Annotated in this window: 15 protein-coding genes and 1 CRISPR repeat array; of the genes, 2 read left to right on the top strand and 13 right to left on the bottom strand. The window is 69.7% G+C overall.

The window, feature by feature from the left end; all coding sequences use genetic code 11:
* Positions 1-38 precede the first annotated feature (38 nt).
* Positions 39-275 carry a hypothetical protein gene (locus tag ACFC1T_RS08735; RefSeq protein WP_375885359.1) on the bottom strand — a complete coding sequence of 79 codons (237 nt, stop codon included), beginning with the start codon at positions 273-275 and terminating at the stop codon, positions 39-41.
* Positions 272-424 carry a hypothetical protein gene (locus tag ACFC1T_RS08730; protein WP_375885357.1) on the bottom strand — a complete coding sequence of 51 codons (153 nt, stop codon included), beginning with the start codon at positions 422-424 and terminating at the stop codon, positions 272-274. Before ACFC1T_RS08730 ends, ACFC1T_RS08735 begins: the two co-directional genes overlap by 4 nt.
* A gap of 321 nt (positions 425-745) precedes the next feature.
* Between ACFC1T_RS08730 and ACFC1T_RS08725 the strand changes: the two genes are divergently transcribed.
* Complete coding sequence (locus tag ACFC1T_RS08725) at positions 746-1,492, top strand: GntR family transcriptional regulator (protein WP_375885354.1); 747 nt, start codon at positions 746-748, stop codon at positions 1,490-1,492.
* A 178-nt stretch (positions 1,493-1,670) separates the two neighbouring features.
* Here ACFC1T_RS08725 and ACFC1T_RS08720 read toward each other — a convergent pair whose 3' ends face one another.
* Genes ACFC1T_RS08720 through ACFC1T_RS08705 form a run of 4 tightly spaced genes read right to left on the bottom strand, consistent with a single transcriptional unit; the run spans position 1,671 to position 8,898 of the window.
* The gene (locus ACFC1T_RS08720) at positions 1,671-1,967 is read right to left on the bottom strand and encodes a hypothetical protein (RefSeq protein WP_375885352.1); all 297 of its coding nucleotides are present in this window, start codon (positions 1,965-1,967) and stop codon (positions 1,671-1,673) included.
* Positions 1,964-4,252, bottom strand: a complete 2,289-nt coding sequence (locus tag ACFC1T_RS08715) for a fibronectin type III domain-containing protein (protein ID WP_375885351.1) — start codon at positions 4,250-4,252, stop codon at positions 1,964-1,966. Before ACFC1T_RS08715 ends, ACFC1T_RS08720 begins: the two co-directional genes overlap by 4 nt.
* Positions 4,253-4,266: 14 nt before the next feature.
* On the bottom strand, positions 4,267-6,981 hold the full coding sequence (locus tag ACFC1T_RS08710; protein WP_375885349.1) for a hypothetical protein: 2,715 nt from the start codon (positions 6,979-6,981) through the stop codon (positions 4,267-4,269).
* Positions 6,982-7,011: 30 nt separating this feature from the next.
* Complete coding sequence (locus tag ACFC1T_RS08705) at positions 7,012-8,898, bottom strand: hypothetical protein (protein WP_375885346.1); 1,887 nt, start codon at positions 8,896-8,898, stop codon at positions 7,012-7,014.
* Positions 8,899-9,136: 238 nt separating this feature from the next.
* On the opposite strand from ACFC1T_RS08705, the gene ACFC1T_RS08700 reads away from it, so the two are divergent.
* Positions 9,137-10,246, top strand: coding sequence for a hypothetical protein (locus ACFC1T_RS08700; protein ID WP_375885344.1), 1,110 nt, complete (start codon positions 9,137-9,139; stop codon positions 10,244-10,246).
* Positions 10,247-10,403: 157 nt separating this feature from the next.
* On the opposite strand, the gene ACFC1T_RS08695 is transcribed toward ACFC1T_RS08700, so the two are convergent.
* From ACFC1T_RS08695 to ACFC1T_RS08665, 7 genes are all read right to left on the bottom strand, one after another.
* On the bottom strand, positions 10,404-12,470 hold the full coding sequence (locus ACFC1T_RS08695; protein WP_375885342.1) for a hypothetical protein: 2,067 nt from the start codon (positions 12,468-12,470) through the stop codon (positions 10,404-10,406).
* Between the two features lie 16 nt (positions 12,471-12,486).
* Positions 12,487-14,415 carry a hypothetical protein gene (locus ACFC1T_RS08690; RefSeq protein ID WP_375885339.1) on the bottom strand — a complete coding sequence of 643 codons (1,929 nt, stop codon included), beginning with the start codon at positions 14,413-14,415 and terminating at the stop codon, positions 12,487-12,489.
* A 16-nt stretch (positions 14,416-14,431) separates the two neighbouring features.
* Complete coding sequence (locus ACFC1T_RS08685) at positions 14,432-16,384, bottom strand: hypothetical protein (protein WP_375885336.1); 1,953 nt, start codon at positions 16,382-16,384, stop codon at positions 14,432-14,434.
* A gap of 21 nt (positions 16,385-16,405) precedes the next feature.
* The gene (locus ACFC1T_RS08680; RefSeq protein ID WP_375885334.1) at positions 16,406-17,563 is read right to left on the bottom strand and encodes a hypothetical protein; all 1,158 of its coding nucleotides are present in this window, start codon (positions 17,561-17,563) and stop codon (positions 16,406-16,408) included.
* A gap of 259 nt (positions 17,564-17,822) precedes the next feature.
* Complete coding sequence (locus ACFC1T_RS08675; RefSeq protein WP_375885332.1) at positions 17,823-18,053, bottom strand: hypothetical protein; 231 nt, start codon at positions 18,051-18,053, stop codon at positions 17,823-17,825.
* A 393-nt stretch (positions 18,054-18,446) separates the two neighbouring features.
* A CRISPR array of direct repeats spans positions 18,447-19,198; the repeat unit is 29 nt; unit sequence GAGCAGATACCCGCGCGTGCGGGACGGGT.
* Positions 19,199-19,242: 44 nt separating this feature from the next.
* Positions 19,243-20,412, bottom strand: coding sequence for a hypothetical protein (locus ACFC1T_RS08670; protein ID WP_375885329.1), 1,170 nt, complete (start codon positions 20,410-20,412; stop codon positions 19,243-19,245).
* Positions 20,413-20,424: 12 nt separating this feature from the next.
* Positions 20,425-25,845 carry a hypothetical protein gene (locus ACFC1T_RS08665; protein WP_375885326.1) on the bottom strand — a complete coding sequence of 1,807 codons (5,421 nt, stop codon included), beginning with the start codon at positions 25,843-25,845 and terminating at the stop codon, positions 20,425-20,427.
* Between the last annotated feature and the right edge of the window lie 234 nt (positions 25,846-26,079).

Raw genomic sequence — 26,079 nt, 5'->3', positions numbered from 1 at the left:
CGTGTCGGGCGCGAATTTCATCGGCGGCCGGCCCCGGCTCACAGGTGCCCCTTCGGTGCGCCCTGGTAGCGCTCGATGGCCTTCACGGATTCGGGGGCGACGTGAAGGACCTGTTCGACGGCGTCCATGAATTCGTTGGGGTAGCCGAAGTTGTCGGCGTGGTCGAGCGCGTGCAGAGCGCGGTTGAGGGCGCCGACGCGCTTCTCGGCCTGGGCAACGTCGCCCGAGGTGATCGGGGGGACGGGGCTGCGGCGGCGGGGCTGCTCGCTGGTCATCGGGCACCCCCGTCGCGGGCAGCAGCGGTGCCGGCACCGCGCGCGGGGATGCCGACCAGGGCACCCAGCAGGCGGGCGGCGCCCGAGGCGGCCTGGGTCAGCCTTTCGACGTCGGCGGGCGCGAGGGGCTTGTGTGGGATGCTGCTCACTGCTCCGGTCCTCCTTGTCAGGACTGGTGCAAGGCGGTCGGTCTCCAGGTTCGAGCTGGGGGCCGGCCGTCGCTGCTTTGTCAGGTGGGTGCGGGTGAGGCTCGGAACCCTGGACCCGCACAGGCGCAGCTGGGGCAGGCCGGAGGGACAGAGGTGTTCGCCGCCCTCCGTTGCCGCTGGCGCCGTGTGATCACGGTGCACCATCAGCTGACTACCTGTCAAGACACCCGCTACGTACGTGTCACATGTCCAACCAGCTAGCCGCCTGACAAGTTATTGAGCTACCGTTGCGTGACCTGACAAGCAGAGGAAGGACACCTCATGCCCGAAGTAGAGCGGTCGACGCCGCCCTACCAGCAGCTGGTCGCGCACCTGCGCGGCCAGATCGACAGCGGCGAACTCGCCCCCGGCGAGACCCTGCCGTCCGCCACCGATCTCGCCACCGAGTGGCAGGTCAGCAGGCAGACCGCCCAGCGTTCCATCACCGCGCTGGCCGCCGAGGGGCTGATCGACACCAGCCCTGGACAACCGGCCCGTGTCCGAGGCAACCTCAAGCCCCTGCACCGCTCCGGGATGGACCGCGCGCACGCGGTCCGCAAGACGGGCAAGATCTACGGGAGCACGGGCGAGTACGCGAGGATCGTCTCCGCCGTCCTGGTGCCGGCCCCGCTCGACGTCGCCGAGGTGCTCGGCGTCGCCGAAGGAGCGCAGTGCATCCGCCGACTGCGCGTGACCTACTCCAAGGACCACAAGGCGCTCAGTTCCAGCATCAGCTGGTACGACGGTGCCTTGGCCGAGATCGCTCCGCTGCTGCTGGTCGCCGAGAGGATCGTTGAGGGCTCCTGGCGCTACCTGGAGATGTGCACCGGCCAGACCGCCACGATGGGCCGGGACGCGGTAGACGTGAGGCTCGCCACCGAAGCGGACGCCCTGGCACTCGACCTCACGTTGCCAGCTGCCGTCAAGGAGAGCGCGACGATCCTGCGCACCAGCGACCAGGTGGCGATCGAGTACGGCATCAGCATCTCCGCTCCGGGGCGCGTCAGCGTCTACGACTACGAACTCTGACCAACCGCGCCCCGCTCAGCAGCAGAGGGGGTTCGCAACCGCTGTGATCGGCTGCGAACCCCCTCTGTCCCACCACACCACATGGCACGGCCCCTGACCAGCCGCCGGACAGCAACATCAGCGCCTGACGCATCGCGGGCGCCGGCACACGGCGCCCCCCGCGCGCGAGGATCTGCACTCAACCCTCGATCCAGAACACCTCGCTCCACGGCGACCGGGCCCCGCCAGCCGCCAGCGCCGCCACCCGGTAGGCGTGCGTCACGCCCTCGGGCGGCTCCTCCTCCGCGAACCAGCAGCAGCCCGGCGGGAAGTCGTCGGCGATCAGCGCCCACGGCCCGTCACCTGCCTGGCGCTCCAGCCGGTACCCGGCCGCGTCCGGTACCGCCTCCCACTCCAGGTAGAGGCCTTCCCCGTCCGGCTCGCCGTCCAGCAGCGGCGCCACCAGCATCTCCATCCGCACGAGCACCCCGGTCACCTGGCCGGCATCGTGATCGTGAAGACGTTCGACACCACCGTGACGCCCGTGGTGAGCGTCGCCGAGATCCGGAAGTCGTACGTCGCCCCCGGCGTCAGCCCGATCCGGTCCGCCGTACGCACCGTGGGCCCGTGCGAGCCGATCGGCACGAACGGATCGCTGCCCTGGCGCTCCTCAGCCACGAAGTACTGGATGGGGTAGCGGCCTTCGGGGTCGTCCCACGTCCAGGCGAGCCGCGCCGTCGACCCGTTCACCGCGGTGACCGTGAGCACCGGCGTCGGCCGGCCCTTGGCGGTGGTCGCCGTCGCGATGTTCGACCAGTCGCTCGTGTCCGGGCCCACCGTCGCCCGCATCCGGTACTGGTAGGTCGTGGCCGGCGTCAGGTTGTTGTCGAAGTACGGGGAACTCTTGGGCTTCACCATCGCGCCCCCGATGGTGACCCAGGTCTTGCCGCCATCGGCGCTGCGCTGCAGTTCCAGGGACGTCGCCCCGGTGGGCTCGCCCGTCCAGGAGACCTTGATGGAGGTCGACGCCTGGGGCACCGCGGTGAGCACCGGCGCGACGATGCTGGAGCGGGTGGTGATCGTCAGCTCCTGCGAGGCCGGCGACCGGACACCGCCGGCCAGCACCGCGGTGACCCGGTAGGTGTACGTCACCCCGGCGTCCAGTCCGGTCTGCTCGAACGGCGGGTTGTCGGGGTTGCCCACCACGCCCCAGGCGCCGGTGCCGGTGCGCCGTTCCACGATCCAGGAAAGCACCGGGTAGCGGCTGTCCGGGTCGGGCCAGGTCCACGTGATCTTCGCGGAGTTCCCGGTGGGCTGCGTGATGGACGCGTCCGGCGCCGGGACCCCGTACCAGAGGGTGACGTCGGCGACGTTCGACCAGGGCGAGTTCTCGGTGCCGCGGTGCTCCCGGACCCGGTACCAGCGGCGGTTGCCCGGCGCGTTGCCCTGGTCGTCGGTGTACCGCGTGGTGGCCCCGGGGACGGTGGCCAGCGGCGCCCACGAGCTGCCCTGGTCGGTCGACTTCTCGATCATGAAGGAGTCCGGGGCCGCGTCGCCCGTCCACTCCAGGAACACCTCGGTCGCCGACCGGGCGGTGGCGGTGAGCGCCGGGGCTTTCAGCGCGCTGGTGGTGATCGCGGCGACCTCTTCGCTCCAGTCCGAGAAGTAGGCGCCGGCCACGACGCGCATCCGGTACCGGTACTCCGTCATCTCCGTGAGCCCGGAGTCGGTGTAGCTGGTGTCGGTGCCGGGGATCTGAGGGCCGACGTCCTTCCAGGCGGCATCGTTGGGCAGGCGCCGCTGGAGCTCGTAGCCTTCCGCGTCGGGAACCGCGTGCCAGCCGATCACGGCCGTCGAGGACGTCGTGCTCTGCACGACGATGGCCGGCGTGTAGAGGGTGCCCGTGGTGAGCGCCACCTCGACGGGGTTGGACTCCGAGCCGTCCGCCGCGACCGACGTCACCCGGTAGTGGTAGAGCGTCGACGGCACGAGCAGCACGTCGTTGTACAGGCGCTTGTCGCCCTGGAGGCTCGCTTCCAAGGTGTACCCGGCGATCGGGTCGGTGGCCCGGTAGATGTTGAACTTGGCGGCTGCCACGTCCCCTGCGGTGTACTCCCACACCAGGCGCGCCGAGGTGTAGGTCACGTTCGTGGCGGTCAGGTTGGTGACCTGGGCCGGAACGGTTGCCTTCGTCGTCGCCTCGACCGGAACGGTGGCCTCGCGGATGACCTCGCCTCCGCGGGTACGCACCTGGAGCCGGTAGCGGTACGTCGTCGCCGGTTGCAGTCCGGTGACGGTGAACGCCTGGAACTGCTCGGGAAAGTAGGAGCCCTGGACGTCGTCCCAGTACTTCTCGCCGTTGTCGCCGGTCTTCTCCACCTGGATCATCACGCGGCCGATGCGCGCGTCCGACACGTACGTCCACGCCAGGGAGACGGTGGTCGACGTCGTCGCGGTGGCGCGCAGCCCGGTGGGCAGAGGCAGCTGCCGCTGCGGGGTGACGACCGTGACCTCGTTCGACCAGTCCGACTCGGCGCCGCCGGCCACCGCCTTGATGCGGTACTTGAGCACCGCCTCGCGGATCTCGGGAAGATCCGTCTCGGTGTAGGTGCGCGTCGCCGAGGCGAGGCCGGAGGCGGCGGTGACGGTCGTGTTCGTGACGGAGGAGTAGCGGGAGATCGTGAACGTCGCGTCCGGACCGTCGTAGGTCCAGTCCAGCGTCACGCTGTTCCAGTCGGTGGCGGTCCCGGACAGGACGGGAACCGGGATGGGGTCGGCCATCGTCGTGCGCTCCTTTAGTTCACGGGACGTTCGGCGACCTGCTGGTAGCGGGTCAGCGGAGGATTCGCCCGGTGCCCCCTGGTGCTCGTCGGCACCGCGGGCGCCACCTGCCGGACCACCACCGGCCGGTCGCTCTTCGGGGGGACGCCCACGGGCAGGCCATCGGCGGAGGTCGTCGGCATCGGCGGGTAGAGGGCGAGGGAGTGGGCGCGCACGCTCGTCGCCGTGGCCACGTTCTCCAGCACGATGGCGACGTAGGGGCCGCGCTTCGTCGCATCGGCGAGAACGAGCGGCGCAGAGGCCGCGCCACCGGCGTAGAACTGCTGGATCCTGACCGTCTTCGGGTCGACGGTGACCTGGATGATGACCTGCTCACCGATCGCGGGGGCCCGCAGACCGGGACCGTCGATCGAGGTTCCGCCGTCGCCGAGGGAGCGCAGGAACAGGCGGCCGTTGGACGGCGCGTACGTCGCGATGTACCCGGTCTCGCGGTCGAAGCCGTCGTCGTCGCACCCGAACCACAGGCCGATGCGGTCGTCGTCGTCCTCCAGCGGGTGGTCATGGCTGAACGTCGCCGAGATCAGGTAGTTCGTTGGGTTCGGCAGCGGGCACATCCAGCCGGCCAGCAGGGACACCCGCGCCGGCTCCGCGTCCACGAAACCCTGCGTCAGCAGGCGGCCGGGGCTCCAGTCGTAGCAGCCGCGCACGTCCCACGGGTACGCGCCGGGCTCCTTGGAGTGGACGTGCAGCCCGTGGTCGGTCCACGCCGTCAGCTCGCCCGGCAGCGGCCTCTTCGTGTCCCAGGTGTCCTGGAGCCTGCGGTACAGGCTCTCCTGCCGCGAGAAGTAGATCGGGTCGTGGCTGACGTGGTGCTTGATGCCCAGCGACTGGAGCCGGTCGAAGTGCACCTGCCGCGAACCGCCGTAGGACATGACCGTCAGACCCGCCGCCTTGAACGCGAGGAACGCGTCGTTGGACACCTGGTAGTCCAGCAGCGCCCAGCTCGCGCCGGCCTGGATCGCCGCGGTCGGCGTCTTGATGTCCTCCTCGCCGACGTGGACGATCATCGCCAGTTCGATGTCCCGGTCCTTCGCCGCGGCCCGCTCCACCAGGTCCCGCGTCTCGCACGCCACGATCGTCATCGCCCGGTACGGCAGCGGGCCCGTGGCCAGCAGGTTCATCACCGCGTCCACCGCCCGCGCATCACCCACCTCGGCCACGAGCACGTTGCTCGCCCCGCTGCGCAGCCGCTCGTAGACGTCGCCCAGCAGCAGGCCGTTGTAGGACTTCTCCCGGTACCCGTACCAGCCGCCGTCCGGCTTGAACGCGCTCTCGCCGGGGCGCGGCTGCGCCAGGTCGCCGGCGCGGCTCGTCCACGCCTTCCAGTTCGCCGTGGACACCTTGTCCTGGGGGGTCGGGGTGGTCGAGCCGGTGGAGTGCCACGGCTCGACGTAGGAGATGCGCCACGGCACCCACGCCGGGTCGTTGTCGGTCGTGCCGATCACGGAGCCGATGACCACGTTGATGCCGTTGGTCAGCGCGTAGTCCAGGGCCTGCGGCGAGGCGGGGGCGGCGCGCAACAGTGCGCCGCCCTCGGTGCCGCCGGTGCCGCCGGTGGTCCGGAACAGGGAGACGGGGCCGGTGGTCTCGGCGCGCTTGATCTTGAGCTTGTGGGTGACGGGGTCGAACTCGAGGCGCGGCAGCCCGGTGTCGGTGGTGTCGATGCCGTTGTTGCCGAAGCAGTCGACGACGTCCGTGCAGGCGACCGCGAGGCCGCCGGTGCCCTTCTTGAGGAGGTTGCCTGCGGCGGCGTCGATCTTGACCTGGAGCTTGGCGTTCTTGCCGCCCTCCAGGCCGCCGTCCGTCTCCAGGTTGTTCAGCACGCACCACATGACGTCGGGGCACGTCACCGACGCTCCGTTGGGGCCCACCTTGAGGATCTGCGCGACGGTGGTGTCCAGCTGGATTCCGACTCCGGCGTCCGGCTTGCAGGTGAGGCCGCCGTTGGGGTCGGTGCGCAGCGAGATGGTCTTGGTCTGGGCGTCGATGGCGAAGCCGCAGCCGAAGAGGCCGGCGGTGCCGGTGACGCAGGCCACGACGTCGGTGCAGCCGACCTTGAGCTTGCCGTCGCCGCCGGTGGTGATCAGGTTCGGTGTGTCGGTGGAGATCAGGTCGGTCGGCTTGACGAGGAGTCCGTTGGGCCCGACCGTGAGGGCGTTGCCGGTGGCCGGGTCGCGTTTGACCACGATCTTGCCGCCGGTGATGTCCAGGCCCTGGCCGAGGTTCTGGCCGACGCAGGTGACGATGCTGGCGCAGGTGACGGCCGCGCCCTTGGTGGTGGTGGTGAGCAGGTTGCCGGCCGCCGGGTCGAGGAACAGCTTGAGGCCGGTCTTCGGGTCGCAGGTGATCCCGCCGTCCGGTGCCAGTCGCACGCCGAGGGTCCTGGCCTGGGCGTCGGCGACCAGGCCGCAGGTGAACATGTCGGCCGCGCCGGTCACGCACGCGACCACCGCGGCGCAGTCCACGGCGCCGGGCTTGACGAACAGCTTCCCGTCGCCGCCGATCACCAGGGCGTTCGGGCTGTCCTTGGAGATCAGCTCCGAGGGCTTGCCCTTGATCGTGTAGCCGCCCGGCTTGCCGGTAGGGGTGACCTCGACCCCGTCCGATCCGGTGATCGAGCAGGTGCAGTCCCCGCCTCCGCCACCTCCGCGGCCCCAGCATCCACACATCGTTTCGTCTCCTTGTCGGGGAAGGCCGGGTCAGACCTCGATGGACGCTGAGGCGCTGCGCTCGGATACCTCGGGGTCGTCGGGGGCCGGGGAGAGGCGGAAGGCTTCCACGAGCAGGCGCGCGATGGGGTGGGACACGTCGTAGTTGATCATGTCGGTGCCTCGTTCGTCGGGCGGGTAGTTGTGCACCGTCCCGGCCGAGCCATCCTTGAGGATCTCCCGGACGTGGAAGCCGTACAGGCGCTCGTTGTTGGCCGCGTCGTAGTCCCACTGGATGCCGATCGCGCCGAAGGTCGGCTTGTGGTACCAGAACTGGAGGTTCGTCGGAGGGTCGAGGACCTTGAGCGTGGTCAGCGTGAACTCGGCCGGCGGGCTCGTGGCGCCGTTGTTGCGGCCGGCAATCAGCGTTGCCTTGTACTGGGTGGTCGGCAGCAGCGGGCGCGGGTACACGTCGGCCTCGGAGGGCCCCAATTTCTCGTGGAACACGACGGCGCCGCCCGGGTCGGTCACGGTGATCTCGTAGTAGTCGACGTCGCGCATCGGCTGCCATTCAATGTTGAAGGCGTTCGCCCCGGTGACGGTGGCTTTGGCGTCCGGCTTCGCCAGGGGTGCGAGTGCGCGGGCGGTGACGAGGTTGGAGACCTCGCGCTGGCCTTCGCAGGGGCCGGTGCCGATCGCGACGACCCGGTAGGTGTAGAGCGTGTCCGGGGTGAGCGGCCCGACGTCCTTGAACGTGGCGTCGGTGCTCACCGGCGCCGAGCCGATCTTCACGAAGACGCCGGGGCTGGACTCGCGCCGGTAGATGTCGTAGCCGGAGACGCCGCTGATGTCGTTCAGGTGCCAGGCAAGATCGATCGCGGACCCGTTCACGGTGGCTGTCAGCGCACTGATCTCCGGGATGCAGTCCGAGGGGCAGCAGTTCTTGAGCAGGCGGTCCCAGCACGGGTCGCTGGCGGAGGGCAGTGACTTCACGTTGTCGCAGCGCGCCAGGTAGAGGCCCGTCGTCGAGGTGACGACGTCGCCGATGTTGTAGGTCGCCGTGTCGTCCCAGGACCCCTTGTAGGCGTCGGCCAGGTTTCCCGGCTTGCCCTGCGGGCCGGTGTCGCCGCGCGGTCCCGGCAGTCCCATCGGGCCGGCAGGGCCCCGGGGGCCGGGCGGTCCCAGGGGGAGCTGGTCCGGGTCGACGTAGAGGCCTTCGGGGCCGATCTTGAGCGCGTTGGGGGTGCACAGGATCATGTCCGGCAGGTTCACGGGGTTGGCCTGGCACTGGTCGTCGACGGCGAGCTGCCCGCGTACGTCGGTGTTCGGGTAGTCGACGATGCGGGCCCGGATTCTCACAGTCCGCTGGCACGGGGTGGGCCATGAGGCGAGTTCGGCCGTCCCTGCCTGCTCCGGGACGTTCATCCACGGGCCGTTGTCGACCTGGACCTCGATGGTGAAGCCCCTCGGGTTCGGGAACTGGTCCCAGTTGCTGAGGCCGGCGCGCACCGCGGTGCCGTTGTCCTTGCGGTTCGCTTCGAAGAACACCGTGACGTGCTTGGCGACCGGGGCGCAGGGGGCCGCGTTGGCCACGGCCTTGCCGTCGCGGAAGGCCAGGCCGTCGCCGACGTTGGCCGCCGTGAACGTGCCGTCCTTGCCCGCGGGGCCGGGCGGCCCCGGCACTGTCGAGTCCTTGCCGTCCTTGCCGGGCGGTCCGGCGGCTCCGTCCTTGCCGGGCGGTCCGGGCGGTCCCGGCGTCGGGGTGACCTTGAGGCCCCGGGGGCCGATCTCCAACGCGTTGTCACCGATCGGGTCCTTCTTGACCCCGACCGTCCACGTCGCACCGCCGCCGGTGACCTCAACGCCGGGACCGGCGGAGATCGAGCACTGGCAGTCGCCGCCCGAACCGCCGCTACGGCCCCAGCATCCGCAGGTCACCGTGAGCCTCCCAGGGCATGCGCAAGCACATGCCCGGCCCACCAGCCAGCAGCGCTCTCAGCATAAGTCGCCGCCTGCGCCAACCCCTGAAAGCAAGGCCTTGTTCGACCACGGCGGCACGGCGCAGCGCCCCCGGCATGGACCGCCACACGGGTGACCACAGCGCCGTCCCTGCCGCGCTGCGCACACACCATGGGAGAGAAGCACGTCACCGCGCCGCCGACTCGGGAGGACCCCCATGGCCACTGCCACACCCTGCGAGGACGGGCAGCCCTGCGCCGACGACTCCACGGGCCCGCGCACCTTCACCGTGCAGGCCGCCAGCGCCGGCGCCGCCGCGGCCACCGCCGCCACCGCGCCGTGCCGTGTCGGATGGAACCGGCAGCCGCCGCACAAGCTGTGCATCTACTACGGGATCCCGCAGGCCGTGAACGGCTACTTCGACAACGACCTCGCCGCGCAGGTCTTCGCCACGTTCGACTACGTGGTCTTCGGCCAGGGCCTCGCCGACCCGTCGCACCAGTACTACGCGTCCACCGTCGCGATCATCGGGATCATGCGGCGCATCAACCCGCAGCTGCGCGTCATCGGCTACGTGGACATCGGCGTGAACCCGCCGCCGGACCCGGCGCCGACTATGGCCCAGATCCAGCTGCACATCGACCAGTGGAAGACCGCCGGCGCCCACGACGTCTTCTTCGACCGCGCCGGATACGACTACGGCTGCACCCGCCAGCGCCAGAACGACTCGCTCGCCTACGCCCGCTCCAAGGCCATGGGCGGCGTCATGAACACCTGGAACATCGACGACGCGTTCTCCTCCGCCGCCGGCACCGGCAACCCCACCGGCCTCGCCCCGCTGCTCGGCCCCCAGGACTACTACCTGCTGGAGAGCTGGGTGGTGAACACCGACTCCTGGACCGGCGGCACCTCGGGCGGCAAGGACGGCTACGCCGGCATGGCCGCCACCAAGGACAAGGGCGACAAGTCCGTCACCTACCGCAAGCAGTACGGGACGAAGATGATCGCGGTCGGCATGGTGAAGTACGCCGACTTCACCGAGGCCCAGACCCAGAAGTACGAGCGCATGCAGGAGATGCTCGGCATGGTATGGGGCCTCGACGCATGGGGGATCTCCGACACCAACTACGGCGCGGGCACCGCCAAGCAGCGCCCGGCCGTGTACTCCCGGGACTTCCCGGCCTGCCTGACGTCGGAGAAGTACCTGCTGAACGGCACCTGGACCAACATCAAGCGCCTCGACCTCGGGATCGACGTCGACTACGACATCGCCACCTCGACGTACAACTACCACTACCGGCCGGCGTGGCCGGAGCCCGCGCCGTGACCGCTCCTGGCGCACCGATCAGGGGTCGGGACCAGTTGGTCCCGACCCCTGCGCATGCCGGTAGGATCGTCGTCCGGAAGCGGCACTGCGCCGCGATCGCCGCTCGATGCACTCCCGCGTGGGCTGTCGGCGCGAACCAGCCCCGCAGGCGCGGGGATCACTCGTACCAGGGGTTCCCGTCGCCCTGGTTGATGCGGATCTGCTTGAACGACACGATCGGCGAGGCCGACAGGCCTGGCAGGCCGTTCTGGTTCAGGGCAATGTAAGGGCCGCGGGCCTGGCCGCCGTCGTTCCAGGTGAGCTGGTTCAGGTAGATCGGTGTCGGGCCCGGGATGCTCGTGTCGTACTGGTACAGGATGGCGGTGGTCGGCGTGACGACGAGCTTGAACTTGTACCACCGGCGCAGGACGGGACGCTGCCGGGAGGGCGTCGAGTTCTCCGGGATGAGCTGGCCGTTGGCGTAGCCGTTGAACCACAGGTCGCCGCGCTGGTTGAAGATCGCATACAGGACGTTCTGCGGCAGCGGGTTCGTCAGGTCGTCGCGGATCCGCGCGTCGTCCATCAGCCCGAACATGACGCCGCCGTGGGAGTAGTCGTTGGCGTCCGAGAACTGGTCGTAGCGCTGCCACCACGTCATCATCCAGTTGCGGGGGTCCGGGATCGGGCAGGCCCATCCGAGGACGATGTTCGACGAGGACCACCCTCCGGCCGAGTTGCGGCCGGTGAACGGGAGCTGCCAACCGCCGTCGAAGAGCCCGTTGTCGGCCCGGGTGCCAACGCCGCGCACCGTGAGCGGCCGGTAGCGGTAGCCGGTGACGCCGTCGTGGAGCTGCCCGGACATGTAGGAGACACTGCCGCCCGCGCCGCCGATGCTAATCGGCCAGGTGTCCTTCTGGCGCGGGGGGATGCGCTGCGCGTAGTACATCGGGTCGGTGCAGCAGACCCCGCGCACCTTGTAGGTGTCCTCGGTGGGCTTGTTCACGCGCCGGTCGAGGTTCAGGTAGACGACCTGGAGGCCGGCCGCCACGTACTCGGCGGCGGCCTGCCCGTACGCGCCCGCCGTGGTGCCGCCCACCTGCGCGTAGACGTTCAGGAACACCCACTTGATGCCGGCGCTCACAAGGTCCGCGGGCCGGTTGTAGACCAGGTCTTCGTCGTACTCCAGCCACACGCCGAGCTCGAACCCGGCGGCCTTGAAGTCGGTGCTCCCGGCGGCCTCGCCGGCCAGGGTCGCGGTGGTGACGTCCTGGTACTGCCCGTTGGCGATGATGACGGAGGACTGGGTGACGCAGTGCCGCAGAAGCGTGGCCCGCAGTCCCACTGCGGCCTTCGCGAAGGTCTGGTTCAGCTGCGTGAGCGGCATCGTGGCGACCGCGTTCGCGGCCGTCGACTTCGCCCACCAGTTCCTCGGGAGGCGGTAGAAGATGTTGATGCGCCCGGCGACCTCGTTCAGCACCTCCGTCACCGTGTCAGCGCCGGCCTGGAGGAACTCGGCGCCCCCGAACCAGGACGGCCAGTCGTCACGCTCGCCCTGGATGCCGTCCTTGGTGACGATCAGCTGCTTCCACTGCGGCACCCCCAGCTGCTCGTAGGTGAAGCTGGAGATGTCGACCGCCATGGGCGATGTCCAGGCGGTGCTGTCACCCGGGATCGCGACCTTGCCGCCGTTCCACGCCGGCCGCGTGATCGTCGTCGAGTCCGCCTTGGTCCCGAAGTACGGGTAGGGCGCGAGGACGCTGGTGTAGTCCGCCAGCCCCGACACGTCCAGGTGCACGGCGTCCAGGCGCGAGGCGACCGCGGCGCGCACGGACTTGCCCATGTTCCACGGCATCACGTTCTCTCCGTAGCCGCTGCGTCCGATGACGAGGTGGTTCTGCGGCATGCGGGCGATGTTGGTGGTGCACTCGGGGGCCGGCACGGGGCTGGTGCCGGAGGGCTTGAACAGGCCGCCGTCGCCCCCGATCTGGAGGGTGTTCGTGGGGTCGGTGGACGGCAGCGCCTTGCCTTTGACGGGGGTGGTGCTGGTGCGGGTCGTCAGGCCGGTGCCGGGGCCGATGTAGGCGAGCCAGCAGTTCCCGGAGTCGTCGCAGGCCGAACCCCAGTTGGTGAGGCCTGTGTTGATGACGTACGGGTCGTCGACCGTTCCGGATCCGGTGATGGTGATCCCGTCGTTGCCGGGTACGAGGAAGCACCCGCACTTGTCTGCGCAGCCGCAGCGTCCCATGGCGGTGGTTCCCTTCTCAGATCGACAGGTACTCGTAGTTGGCCCAGGAGCCGCCGAAGCGGTCGCCCGCGCCGTCCTGGTGCTTGTGGATGGCGACGTAGGCGCCGCGGGGCCCGGGTTCGCCAGCGGTGACGGTGACGGACTGCTGGAGGACCGGCGGCTGGGGGGCGCGGAAGTTGCGCGACGTCGCGGGCTTGTTGAAGCGCTCCAGGAGGACCTGTGTCGGGGAGACGGTGACGCGGAAGTGGTACCAGGTGTTGGCTGCCGCGTTGCCGGTGGTGCCGCCGGAGAACGTCGTGTCGGTGTTGTTCGCCCGGCGCGTGACGACCAGCTCGCCGGCGCCGGTCTGGTGCAGCCAGTAGTAGTTCGCGGGTACGGCGCCGTCGCGTACGTCGCTGTCGTCGGCCAGGGCGATGAGCATCCCGAGGCCGTTCTGCTGCGGGTCCAGCGTCCTGGGCATCTGGTTGAAGCGGTGCGACCACGCGATGGAGTAGGACGTCGGCTGGGGCAGCGGGCAGCCCCAGCCGAGGACGGTGGTGATGAGGTTGGCGCCGGTGGTCAGCGACGGCTCGAACTGGGTGTCCGGTGTCCAGCCGACGAACTGGGCGGTGGTGAGGGGCTTGACGCACGGGTCGTAGCCGAAGTCGATGAACGCGGAGCCACGGGCGACGGCGTTGAACGGGTTGTCCTCCGCGACGGTGTGGAGCTGGCCGCTGGTGTAGTTGCCGAACGCCCACAGGTCGTAGGCGTGGGGGGAGGCGACGCGCCCGAGGTAGTACGAGGAATCGACGCACACGACGCCGCGGTACTGGTTGCCGCGGGCCTGGAACGCGCGCCGAGCGATACCTCCGGTGAGGACGATGTTGAAGCCGGCCTGCTTGTACGGTGCCAGCGCCGTGTCGGACGTGGTCTTGTCGGCGAAGATCCAGCTGATGCCGAAGTCCTTGAGCTGCTGCGGGGTGTGGGCAAGCAGCGGATCGGTTCCGGCAACCTGGATGCCGGTCTGGATGCCGTTCTGTGAGGCGACGACGGTGTCCTGGGGGTCGTAGGCGATGACGATGCTGGCCTGCTGCGCGCAGTTCTGGATGATCGTCGACACAAGGGCGTTTCCGACCTCGGGGCGCCCCGTGGTGCGGGTGGAGAGGAGGAACGCGAAGACGAGCTGGTGTCCCACCTCGTTGAGGACCTGGGAGACGGTGTCGAAGCCGATCTGGTCGATACCGACGGCGTTGCCGCCCATCGGGCCCGTGTTGGGAAGGCCAGCCTCGCCCGCGCCGTACCAGCCCCAGTTGTGGAAGCTGCGGTACCAGATGTAGGCGTTGATGTACATGTTCGACGTGGGGGAGATGTCCATGTCGGAGAAGTCCATCTTCGCCGCGCTGTACACGGTGTAGTAGCCGCCGCCGGTGCAGGTGTCCTGGATGCGTCCGCAGGGGAAGAGGACGGGGGTGCCGTCGACGAGGCCGTCCACGACGAGGTAGACGGCCTGCATGGCGAGGTCGACGCTCGCGCGGATGCCGCGCATGAGCTGCTGCGGGAAGGTGTTGATGCCGACGCCACGGTCCCCGAAGACGATGTGGTTGAGGCCGCCGTAGGGACTGGTGTCGGGCTGGAGGGAGGCGACGGTACGCCGGCATGCGGAGCCGCCGCCGGTGGACAGCAGGCCCGTGTTGTCGATGCTGAGGGTGTTCCCGGCATCCCGGCTGATCTTGACCTTGATCTTCGAAGCGATGGGGTCCCAGTACAGGCTCGGTCCGAGGTTGGCGGTCAGGCAGCTGATCCACTGGTTGCAGGCACTCACCGCCGGGTTGGGGTCGTAGAGGTCCAGGCCGACCTTGAAGGGCAGCGTCTGGGTGCCGACGCCGCTCACAGCGGTGCCGACACCAGAGCTCATCCCGCACTGGCAGGTCTGTGCGCAGCCGCACGGCATGGCGGGGGTGACCACGGGGAGCCTCCTGCGGCTAGATCACGTCGATGACGAGGTTGCGGTAGCAGCCGTAGAAGTCGGCGGCGGAGTTGTTGGGCTTGTTCTTGCGCAGCGCGAGGTAGCGGCTGTTCCAGTTGGAGCGCATCTGCGCGGGCGGCGGGGTGGTGATGGTGAGGGTCGCCCGGGAGATGTCGGAGCCGTTCGCGGCGACCGAGCGGAAGATGATGGCGTTCTGGTCGATGAGGATCTGGAAGAGCTGCCAGGTGCCCTGGAGGGGCTTGGTGGCGCCGGGGTTGGTGCCGACTGCGGAGGCCGGGGCGGTGGGAGCGTTGTTGTAGCGGCCGGTGATGGTGAGGTTCCCGTTGGTGTCTTGCATGCAGGAGAAGTACGTCGGGGGGTCGTACGGGGGGCCTGGGTCGGGGACGACCGGCGGGTACTTGAGCGCGGGGAAGCTCTGGTCCGTGGCGGGCTGGTCGGTATCCATCAGCACGCACATGCCGAAGGAGGACCCGGCGGGGGGACCAGGCAGGTTCGCCGCGGGGCTGCACGCGGCGGGGATGCTCTGGGTGGGCTGCATCATCTGCTCCCACTGGATGCGCAGGCTCTGGCCGGCGGCGAAGTTCACCGCGGGGAACGGCGTCGCCCAGCCGAGGGTGAGCTGCCGGACGGTGACGCCGGCGCCGGCGGGGGGCATCACCCAGGCGCCCTGGTCGTCCCAGCGGAATCCCCGTACGCGGGGGGCGTAGTTCGGGGCATCGATCTCGGCGTGGATCTGCCCTTCGGGCATGCCGCGGAACTTCCACAGGTCCCGGCGCAGAGCGCGGCCGCGACCGGTGGTGTACGGGCCGTCGTCGGTGCAGATCCCGAACGCGTTGTACGGCGCCCCGGTCACGGTGGGCTTCTGGGCGTCGCGGCCGGCGGCGATCATCATCGTCTTGATGCCGGCGGGCTGGTACTTCGTGAACTCGGGGTGGTTGCGGTAGCGCCAGTTCAGGAACGCCCACTGCACGCCGGCGCCCTGGACGGCGGCGGCCGGGTTGTTGTCGAGGTCGGCGAAGGAGCCGACGTTGATGCCGGTCTGGATGCCGGCCGCGGTGAACGGCGCGAGGTCGCGGTAGTTCACGCCGAGGACGACGACGGACTTCTCGGTGCAGGTCCGCTGGATGTCCCGCAGGACGTTCTGGCGCAGCCTCACCTTGTTCGCGGCGTTGCGGAAGTTCGCGTCGCTCAGGGACAGGGCGATGCAGATCTTGCCGCCCATCTCGTCCAGGACTTCCATCAGGCTGTTGGCGCCCCATTGGTTGGCGACGCCGGTGTCGAACCAGTCCTGGGTGGTGATGAGGAGGTTCTTCCATTGCTCCACGTTGATGTCGTCGTACTTGAACGACAGGTACGGCAGGTAGCCGTACGTGGTGCTGCACGGGGCGTCCTCGGGTTGGAGGATGCAGGCGTAGTAGACCCAGCCGCTCGCGAACGTGGTGTCCGGGATGCACACCACGGTGCCGTCCGCGAGGATGTGCAGGTCAATCAGGATCCCGTCCAGGCCGGCCGCCTGCGCCATGCGCATCGACTTGAGCAGGTTCCACGGGCCTTCGACGGGTCCGATGCCCGTGCGGCCCCACACGGTGCCCTGCGTCAGCTTGGTGACGTCGCGGGTGCAGGACAGGCCGGCCGGTGTGCCCGTGGGCACGAACAGGCCGCCGTCCGTGCCGATCTTCACCAGGTTCCCGGGGTCGCCGGAGATCTTGAGGTCGAGTTTGCCGGGCTTCGTCGGGTCGTCGGGAACCGGTGGCACCCACCGCAGGCCTTCGCCGACAGTCCGCGGGATGCAGTCCCGCATGATCCGCAGGCATGCCGTCGACCCGGCCTTGTTGAAGTTCAGGTTCGGCACGTAGCGGCTCGTCGTGGAGCCGTTGCCGGTCACGTCGACCGAGTCACCGCCCACGATGAGGCACGCGCAGGCCCCGCTGCATCCACAACGGCTCATCGCTCTTGGAGCTCCTTCACGTCAGGCGGCATCGGAACGGGCCGCGAGCTGGACACGGACCTGCGCGCCGGTCCCGAGATCGGAGGAGGAGATGATCTCCACGCACCATCCGGAGCCGCACGCGAAGACGGGCCATTCGAACGCCGCCCCGAGCGGCCCGACGAGGTTGACGCGCCCGAGGCCGCCGGAGCAGTCGACGCTGGCGCGCTGGGTACGTCCGTCGATGACCGCGTTCGAGTTCGGTGGCAGGTACGCGATGTTGATGTCCGCGCAGGCCGTGCACGGGTCGGGTGTCGACGCCGAGCAGTCCGTGGCGATCGGGTTGGCGTAGAACCGCACCGTCAGGCGCCGAAGGGGCTTGTCGGTGCCGGTGAACAGCTGGACGACCGGCACCGACTCCAGCCACTCCGGGACCTCCTGCGCCCGGATGGTGAGCATGGTGCGCCTGGCCGTCATCGGGCCGCGCGGGTAGCAGTCGTCCACCGGCAGCGGCGGCAGCGGCGGCAGCGGCGGCAGGATGCAGTTCGGGTCGAGCGTGCAGTCCACGGGTTTCGGGCACTGCGACAGCACGGCGTCCGGGTCGAAGTTCGTCAGGAGCTGCCCGTTGGCGAGCGGCACCCAGCCGGAGGCAGGCGAGCTGACGGGCTGGTGGAACAGCCACGGCTTGCCGGCCGCGACCGTGAACTCGACGTTCGAGAAGACCGGGTTCTCCTGGTTGCAGCCGGGCCCGGAACAGCCGCGGTCGCCCGCGCCGGGGCCGTACATGTACGAGCGGTCGGTCTCGTGCGGGCCGTCGATCAGCCCGACGTCGTACAGAGTGCGCAGCTGCCGGGTGCCGGGGGCCTCCGTGGACGCGCTCGTGCAGTCCGGGCAGCACGACCACACGCACATCGTGTCGCCGGTGCAGGTGGTGTCGCCGCACACGGTGCCGTGGAGGGCCGCGGCGAGGTACTCGAGGGCGTAGGAGGCGGCGCAGTCGTCCAGGCTGACGACGAGGACCTTGAAGCGCATCTCGCGGTGCTTGAAGCGCAGCGGCCCGAGCAGGGAGCCATCGGTGATGAGCGAGGTGGTGGAACGGCTGGACGGCGCGGACCCGATGCCCTCGATCGACAGGCCGTAGAAGCCGAGGACGCGGGCCGATTCGGGGCGCGACCGGTCAAACCAGGGGGCGTCATCCACGTCCGGCGCGATGTAGACCGGGTTTCCGAGCGCCGCCTGCATTCCCGGGCACGGGTCGCACTGGAGGGGGATTCCGTGCTTACGCGAATAGGTCACCGCTCGGAGATCGTTGATCAGCTCCGAGCCGGCGAACGCACTCCAGCCGGTGAATACCATCGCGCTGACCTCCGGGCACGACCGAGTGCGTCGTGTCTCCGGCCCACCAGCCAGCGATGACCATGCGCGCCCGGCCTACCTGCCAGCAGCGCGTGCTTTCAGCCTACGGGGTGCCGGCGTCCGTGCCCGGCACCGTGCCGCCGGGCGCCGGATGCCAGGTGTCGGTAGCGCCGCTGTAGGTCGCGGCCGGGGCGCCTCCCGAGTCGATGTCCACGAGATGAGCGCCGTTCGGAGGCACGACGACGGGACGGCCGTTGAGGGCACGCAGGCGGGCGACGAGCTGGAGATCGGGAGGAAGAGCGCTCAGCGCCCCAGGAACCGCGGACATGGGCATCGCAGAGACTCCTTCACGGGGTCGGGACCAGTTGGTCCCGACCCCAGTGTCCGTGTCCGCGGGACAGCGGGCGCAGACGCGCCCATGTCGAGATTCCCGCGCCTGCGGGAACGGACTGGCGCATCCTCACTTCCGTGGAGCAGCGCAAGGACAGATCCCCGCACCTGCGGGACGGGTGGCGCGTCGAGGTCTCGGTTCGATCGCCACTGCGGCAGATCCCGCGCCTGCGGGACGGGGGGAGGCCCCCATAGGCAATGCCCTCGGCTTCCAGGACAGATTCCCGCGCCTGCGGGACGACTCCACGGCCGGGTCGGATCTGGAGGGAGCCATCGGATAGATCCCCGCGCGTGCGGGATGGACGGGGTGTTGACTCGGCCCCAAGCACCGAGCCAGGACAGATTCCGCGCCTGCGGAACAGGTGCGAAGCCGCTGCCCCTGGGGATGCGGGAGACAGGCAGATCCCGCACCTGCGGGACACCCAGGCCCCCCGGTATCAGAGGTCGACTCTACGGGCAGATTCCCGCGCCTGCGGGACCGATCCCAAGGCGTCCACCCACACCTTCCGAAGCGAGGCCAGATCCCGCGCGTGCGGGTCGGGTGATCCTCGCAGTATCCCCGAACATCAATCTGCGGACAGATCCCGCGCCTGCGGGACGGCTCTTCGGCCCGGCTCACCCCAGCTTCTCGCTCTTGGCAGATCCCGCACGTGCGGGACGGGTGCGATGGAGGTGTTCCATGACGCGGGTGAAGAGGCCAGATACCCGCGCGTGCAGGACAGGTGCCGCGTGTGCTACCGGGCCAGCAGGTAATGAGGGCAGATCCCGCGAGTGCGGGACGAGTAGGCCACTGTTCGGCAAATCCTGGAGCACCAGAGCAGATACCCGCGCGTGCGGGACGGGTCACTGGTGGAGCTGGAGGGCCTCAACGATCTCCAGCAGATACCCGCGCGTGCGGGACGGGTATCTGGAAGGCGCGCCAGAACATGTCGAGGTCGAGCAGATACCCGCGCGTGCGGGACGGGTGCGAGGGCCTCGGTGATCGTGAGGCTGCGGCCGAGCAGATACCCGCGCGTGCGGGACGGGTTCGGATATTTCGAGCAGACCGGGGTTCGCCAGCGAGCAGATACCCGCGCGTGCGGGACGGGTACTTCCTGACCAGCAATGATTCGTGGTCAGCAAGTCGTTTCGAATCAGTGGAGCGGTACGAGGGTAACGCCGACCGTCTCACTGTTGCCATCCCAGGCGGCGCTGACCATGACGATCTTCATGGACTGGTTGATGGGCTGGCAGTAGTCGTTGAACAGTACGTCGACTCGGTTCCCGGGTACGAGGCGTTCCATGGTGATGGGGGCCTGGGGGCGTAGCCGGGCGTTGGTGCCCACGGTGAAGGAGACGCGGGGCGGGACGAGGCCGTTGTAGGTGTTGACGGCGAGGTCGCGGAGGATGGCGACTTCTCTGGGGGTGTCCTGGTCGGAGGGGTTGACGTTCTCGGTGACGAGGGTGTCGAGCCGGCCGTAGGCCGGGAAGTCGCTGCCGTAGGTGACGGCGATGCCCTTGTACTGGTTGGTCTGGTCGCTGGCGAAGACACGGGTGGCGATGCTGTCCCAGTTCCGGCTGACCGTGACGTCGCCGCCGAGGTCGTCGGCCTGGAGGGTGGCCTGTCGCTGCTTCCAGTACTGGCCGGGCAGCACGGTGGTGTTGGAGACGGGCCGGATCATCATCGCGCGTTTGAGGACGGTCCACTCGAAGCCCTTGGAGGCCAGGTTGTTGATGATGTCCAGGACGTAGACGTACCAGGAGTCGCGCCGGCCGGAGTTCCACGCGATCCCGGTGTCGTACGTCAGCAGGTAGGACAGCATGTTGGGGTAGTCGTGGGGGTTGGAGTACGGGTCGAAGTTGAGGTTCCCGCGGATGCAGGACTCGGCGACGCGCGCGATGTCCCAGAACGCGCCGTCCGGGATTCCGAACGGCAGCGACACCGTGTTGACCAGGCGGGCCAACCACGCGGACACGTCACGGGCCTCGATCGTGAACGTGTCGGCGGTCTGGGTGGCGATGGTGACGGGGCCGCACCACACCGGCGTCCGGTCCCGGTAGACGATCAGCTCGTGGACGCCTGGCTCGACGCGGCCCAGCAGGGCGCAGCAGTCGCGCCGGGCGCGGATCCGGCTGACCTTCACAACGGCGTGGCTGCTCTCGTTCAGGCGCCGGTCGAAACTGATCGACTCGGCGGCGTCCACGATGTCGGCGGCGGGGATGAACGTCTTCGTGCCGCCACGCCACATCACCGCGGCGGAGTACCGCTGCGGGCAGCCGAGCTGGTTGCCGGTCTCCTGGTTGTCGAGCTGCTGGGCGACCACGTGCTGCTCCTCCTACGCCGACGCCGAGAGGGCGGAGATCAGGTCCTCGCTGAACTTCCGGGCGAGGAGGGTTTCGTCGGACGCGTTCGACTGGAGGACGACGGTCATCTGGCCGACCGTGGGGCCCTGGCCCTGCTGCTGCGCCGGCACGCCGACGCCCTGGCGGGCGAGGATCTGGAGGAGGCCGGACTCCTGGGCGAGCTGGGCGGCGCGGCCGGGCTTGGTGAGCGGGATGATCACCTCGGGGCCGGCCTCGCCGACAAGGCCGACGATGGGCCGGGTGATGATGCCGCCTTCGGCGAAGCCGAGGAGGCTGCCGAGCTTGTCGAGTCCGATGGCGCTGGAGATCTTGTCGCCGATGCCGGAGATCTTGCTGCTGATCTTTCCCCAGAGGCCGCCGAACCAGTTCACGATCGCGTTGATGCCGTTGGAGACGGCGGTGGTCGCCGCGTTCATGGCGTTGGTGAAGGCGTTGCCGAGCATCGTGTCGAAGTTCGCGATGCCGCCGATGAGCTTCGCACCGAGGCCGGTGAACCAGCCGATGATGTCGGAGACCTTCTCGATCACCCACTGGATGGCGCCGGCGACGGCGTTGAGGACCGGCACGACGGCGTTCACGACGGTGAACGCCAGGAACTTCGCCACGAGGGTGACCAGCAGCGAGGCGAGGGAGATGATCGGGCCGGCGATGGACAGGACGATCGTCATCAGGCTGCCGATGATCGAGATCACCGGGGTGGTGGCGGTGACGATCGATGCGAAGGCGGAGATGAGCGGCGGGAAGACCGGCATCAGGGCGCCGATGATCTGGCCGATCAGCGGGGCGATCGCGGCGATGAGGTTGGCGACGGTCTCGATCACCGGGGTCAGGACTCCCAGGAGCTGCATGATGACGGCGATCAGCGGCGGGAAGATCGGCATCAGCGCGGCCAGGATCTGCTCGATCAGCGGCGCGAACGCGGCGACGAGTTGGGCGATCAGGGTGACGATCGACGTCAGGGCCGGCATGAGGGCGACCAGCAGCTGCTCGATGACCGGGGCCAGGGCGACGACGAGCTGACCGATCACACCGACGATCGTGATGATCGTCGGCATCAGAGCAGCCAGGAGCGTGGTGATCAGCGGGGCGATCGCGAGGACGAGCTGACCGACGATCTGGATGATCGTCGTGAAGATCGGCACGAGCGCCGTGGCAAGCTGCCCCACCACGGGCACGATCGCGGCGGCGAGCTGACCGAAGATCGGGATGATCGGCAGGAACACGGCGACGAGCTGCGCGGCCAGGGGGGCGAGCTGGTTGACGACGCCGACGATCAACGTGGCGACCTGCGCGATCACCGGGGTCAGCGCGGCCATGACGGGGGTCAGCGCTGCCGAGAACGCCGTCGCGAGCTGGTTGATCGGCTCCAGGAGCGTGCCGAATGCCTGGACCAGCACGGTGATGATCTGGCCGAGCGGGGCGATGAAGGGAGTGAGGACCTGGAGCGCGGCGACGAGGATCGTCCCCAGGAGCTGGCCGAGCTGGGTGATCACCGGGTTCAGGGCGTTGATGACGGGGATCAGCGCGGTCGACAGCAGCGAGACGAAGTTCGTCAGCGGTCCCACGATCTGCGCCAGGGCGGCGCCGATCGCCGTCGCCAGGGTGGCGGCGACCTGGGCGAGCGGCCCGACCAGCGGCGTGACCGCGTTGGCCAGCGCCACGAACCCCTGGATGACCGGCTGGATGAGCGGCGCGAGCGACCCGATGGCCTGCCCGATACCGGTCCCGAGCTGCTGGAACAGCGGCATCAGGGAGCTGACCGCCGGCCCCAGCGCTCCGACGAGCTGCTGCGCGACGGTGCCGATCGCGGTGACGATCGGCGTGAACGCCTGCGCGAGGGTCGTGATCACCTGCACCAGCGGCGCGACCAGCGGCGCCGCGGCGGTCGCCAGGCCGCCGAGCGCGCCGAGGACCGCCTGCCCGAGCTGGACGAACGCCCCGGCCAGCGACGGGATCAGCGGGGCGATCTGCTCCAGGGCATTGCCGACACCGGTGAGCACCGCGCTTCCGAACTGCCCGAACGCGGTGACCAGCGGCGCGAGCACGGGCCCCAGACGGGACAGTTCGCCGATCACCGATCCGGCGCCGGTCCACAGCGTCGTGAACGCGTTCGCCAGCGCACCGATCGCCTGACCGATCGGGTCCATCAGCGGCGCCAGAGCGTTCAGCGCGCCCACCAGGACCCCGGTGAACAGCAGCGCCACCTGCAACGCCACCTGGACCAGCGCCTTGAACGCCGGCAGCAGCGCCGAGCCGAGCGAGTTCGCGAAGTTCGAGAACGCCGCGGTCAGCGGCGGGATCACGGCCGTCGCGAGCTGCGCCGCCACGGCGGCGACCTGTGCGAAGAACGCGATCAGCGGCGGCAACAGGCCGCCGACCGCCGTGAACACCTGCCCGGCGGCCTGCCCGAACTGCACCACCGATCCGGTGACGGACTTGAACGCGTCCGACATCGGCGCGACCGCGGCGACGGTGTCCTTGCCGATCGTCTGCGCGGGCGAGCCGGCCATCGCCTTGTTCCACTCGGTGGAGAAGTTCCGGATGAGCGGCGTCACGGCGTTCATCGCCGACTGCAGGCCGCCGCCGATGAGCTGCACGAGCTTCGTGATCGGCGGGATGATCGCGTTGACGACCGGCAGCACGGCCCCGAGCACGGCGACGAACAGCTGGAGCAGCGGCACCGCGAGCTGGAGAGCGGCCACCACGAGCTGCGTCAGTTCCCGGCCGAGCGTGCCGAGCTGCGCGCCGACGCCGCCCGAGGAGCTGAGGATGGCCGCCATGCCGTTCGCGACGGGGCCGGTGGCGCGGGCGACCTGTTCCAGCGCGGTGGCCAGGCCGCCGCCGATGGCGACGGCGATGCGGGTCAGCGCCGGCACCAGCGGCGTGACGGCGACCACCAGGTCGGAGAAGCCCTTGACGATCTGGACGAGGACCGGGGCCAGGCGGATCGCGGCGGCCGACAGCGCGGTGAAGACGCTGCCGGCGAGCTGGCCGAAGATCGGGAGGATCTGCGCGACGGCGGTGCCGAGCGCGGCGAGGGCCTGCCCGAGGGGCACGAACGCGGGCTCCAGGGCGGCGAGGCCCTGCGCGAAGCCGAGCATGACGGCGCTGAACGTCGGGCCGAGGCCGACGAGCATGTTCCCCAGCGAGCGGAGGAACGGCGTGAGGGTGCTAGCGCCGACTGCGGCGGCCTGCGCCAGGACCAGCGCGAGGCGGGAGACCTGGATGACCAGCTCCTGGAACACCGGGCTGGTGGCGCGGCCGAGGTCGGCGACGGCCTTGGCCAGGTTCTGGATCGCGCGCTGGCCCTCCACCGAGCGCAGGAACTGGTTCCAGCCGTTGATGGTGCGCTCGATGTTGTTGAGCATCCCGCCGAACGCCTGGTCCGCCGCCGAGCCGACCGCGTGGAAGGCGCGGACCAGGCCGAGCGTGATCCGGCCGAGCTGGTCCATCACGGCGATCGCCCGGTCGAAGGACGCCGCGGCCCGGCCGGACTGGCCCATCGCGGTCATCCAGTTCCCGAAGTGGGTCAGGTTCTTCGCGATCGAGGCAGCGAGACGGTCGAACGACGGGATCAGACCGATCGTCATTGCCCGCAGGCCGTTCAGGACCGGCTGCACGGCCGTCCCGAGGGACGCGACCTCGCGGGCCAGGGCCTGGAAGAACGTCTGGAGCGCCCGGCCGTTCTCGGCGGTGGTGAAGAACTGCACCGCCGCCGCGGCGACCTTGCCCAGCTCGGTGGCCAGGGCGACCATGCCGGCGCGCAGCGGGCCGATCGTGGAGGAAAGGTTCGTGAACGCGCCGACGAGGGGCTGGAAGAAGGCGTCCTGGACGGCCCTCTGGAGGTCCCGCAGCGGTCCGCCGACGCCGACCAGGTCCCGGGCGACCTGCTGGGCGGCCGGTGACAGTTTCTGCAGGGCTGTCTCGAAGCCCTTCATGTCGCCCGACAGGCCCTTGCCGATGGCCGCGCCGAAGCCGCGCACGGCCAGGAGCAGCGTGCCGAACACCGCGGCCGCGGCTGTGACGGCGAACGGCAGGCCGGCCAGCAGGCCGCCGAGTGGGGCGAGGGAGTCGGCCAGGGCGATGACGTGGCCGGTCAGCTCGATCAGCTGCGCGGACAGCAGGGCGACCGCGGCGCCGATCGCCACGAACTTCGTCATCACCAGCAGCGAGCGGGTGATGGCCGCGCTGATCGACCCGAACGCCGACCCGAGGAGCCCGACGCCGCCGACGATGCCCCGCGCGAACGCGGCGATCCACGAGCGGCCCGAGCCGGCGCCCCGTGACTCGATGATCCGCTCGCTGTCGCGGCCGAACGACGGGAAGACCCGGAACGCCAGCGGGCTGCGGTCGATCTGCCGCTGGAGGCCGGCCCGGTCGCGTTCGCTGACCTGCGGTTTGACGCGCACGTCGTAGCGGCGCGCGTCCAGTTCCGCCTGGATCTTGGCGCGCTGCTCGGCGATCGAGGAGTTGTCGACGATAACGCGGATGCGGATCGGCCCGAGCGCTCTGACCTTGCGTTCGAGGTCGGAGCGGAAGAACGCCGGGTTCGAGGCGACGACCTGGACGCGGGCCTTCGTCGCGGCCAGCTCCGTGTTGAGCTTCGCGCGGAACCCGGCGACGTTCGGCTCGACCTTGACGCTCACCGGCCGCAGTCCGGCGGTCTGCGCCTGGAGCTTGCGCCGGAACCCGGTGGTGTCCGGGTCGACGTTGATGCGCACCGGGCGCATCACGTCCAGCCGCGCCTGGAGCTCGGAGTGGAAGCCGGTGGTGCGCGGCGAGACGTCGACCTGGATTGCGGCCTCGGCCAGCATGTTCCGCTGGAGCTCGTTGCGTAGGTTCCGTGCCGACGCGCTGACGCCGACGCGCACGGCCGGCAGCCCCGAGATGTCCCGCTGGAGTTCGTTGCGCAGCCGGGCGCCGCTCGCGCTGACCTGGACGTTGACGCGCACTCCGGCGCCGGCCGCTTCGATCTCGGAGCGGAACTTCGACACGTCCGGCGAGACGGCGACCTGAATCGCCGGCAGGGCCCGGATCTCGCGCTGCAACGCGGCGCGGAAGGTGGGGATGTTGGTGGGCTCGACGCGGACCTGGACGGGCGGCAGTGCCTTGACGTCGGCCTGGAGCTGGGTACGGAAGCCGGTGAGGTCGGGGGTGACGCGAAGTGAGACCGGGGCGAGGCCCTTGAGCTTCGCCTGCAGTTCGGTGCGGAAGCGGGCGGTGTCGGGGACGACGGTGACCGACACGTCGCGCATCTCGCGGACGCCGGCCTGGAAGCCGCGGTCGAAGGCCCGCGCGGCGCGCAGGCCTGCGGCCGTCATCTTCGCGTCGAGGCCCTTGGAGAACGGGGTGGTATCGGCGAAGATCTCGACGCTAGCCGTCCCGATTGCCACTGTATGTCCCTTTTGGGTGCGTCACGCACCAGGGCCCACACGGAGGCTCACGGGCGCGCGGAAGTCGCACCCGGCCCACCAGCCAGCGGCACAGCCAGCATAAGCAGCCAGGACCCGGCATCCGGGGATGCCGGAAGTCGATCACCCTTCGGCCGCGAGAACCGAGCGCTCGGTTGGCCTACAAGCCATCCGAGGCGGTCATCGGCGGGGGGTCGGGACCAGTTGGTCCCGACC

Origin of the sequence: Kitasatospora sp. NPDC056076 (assembly GCF_042266305.1) — a bacterium.
Lineage (GTDB): Bacteria > Actinomycetota > Actinomycetes > Streptomycetales > Streptomycetaceae > Kitasatospora.
The sequence above is the reverse complement of the archived record's forward strand: the minus strand, read 5'-3'. Positions and strand labels throughout refer to the sequence as shown.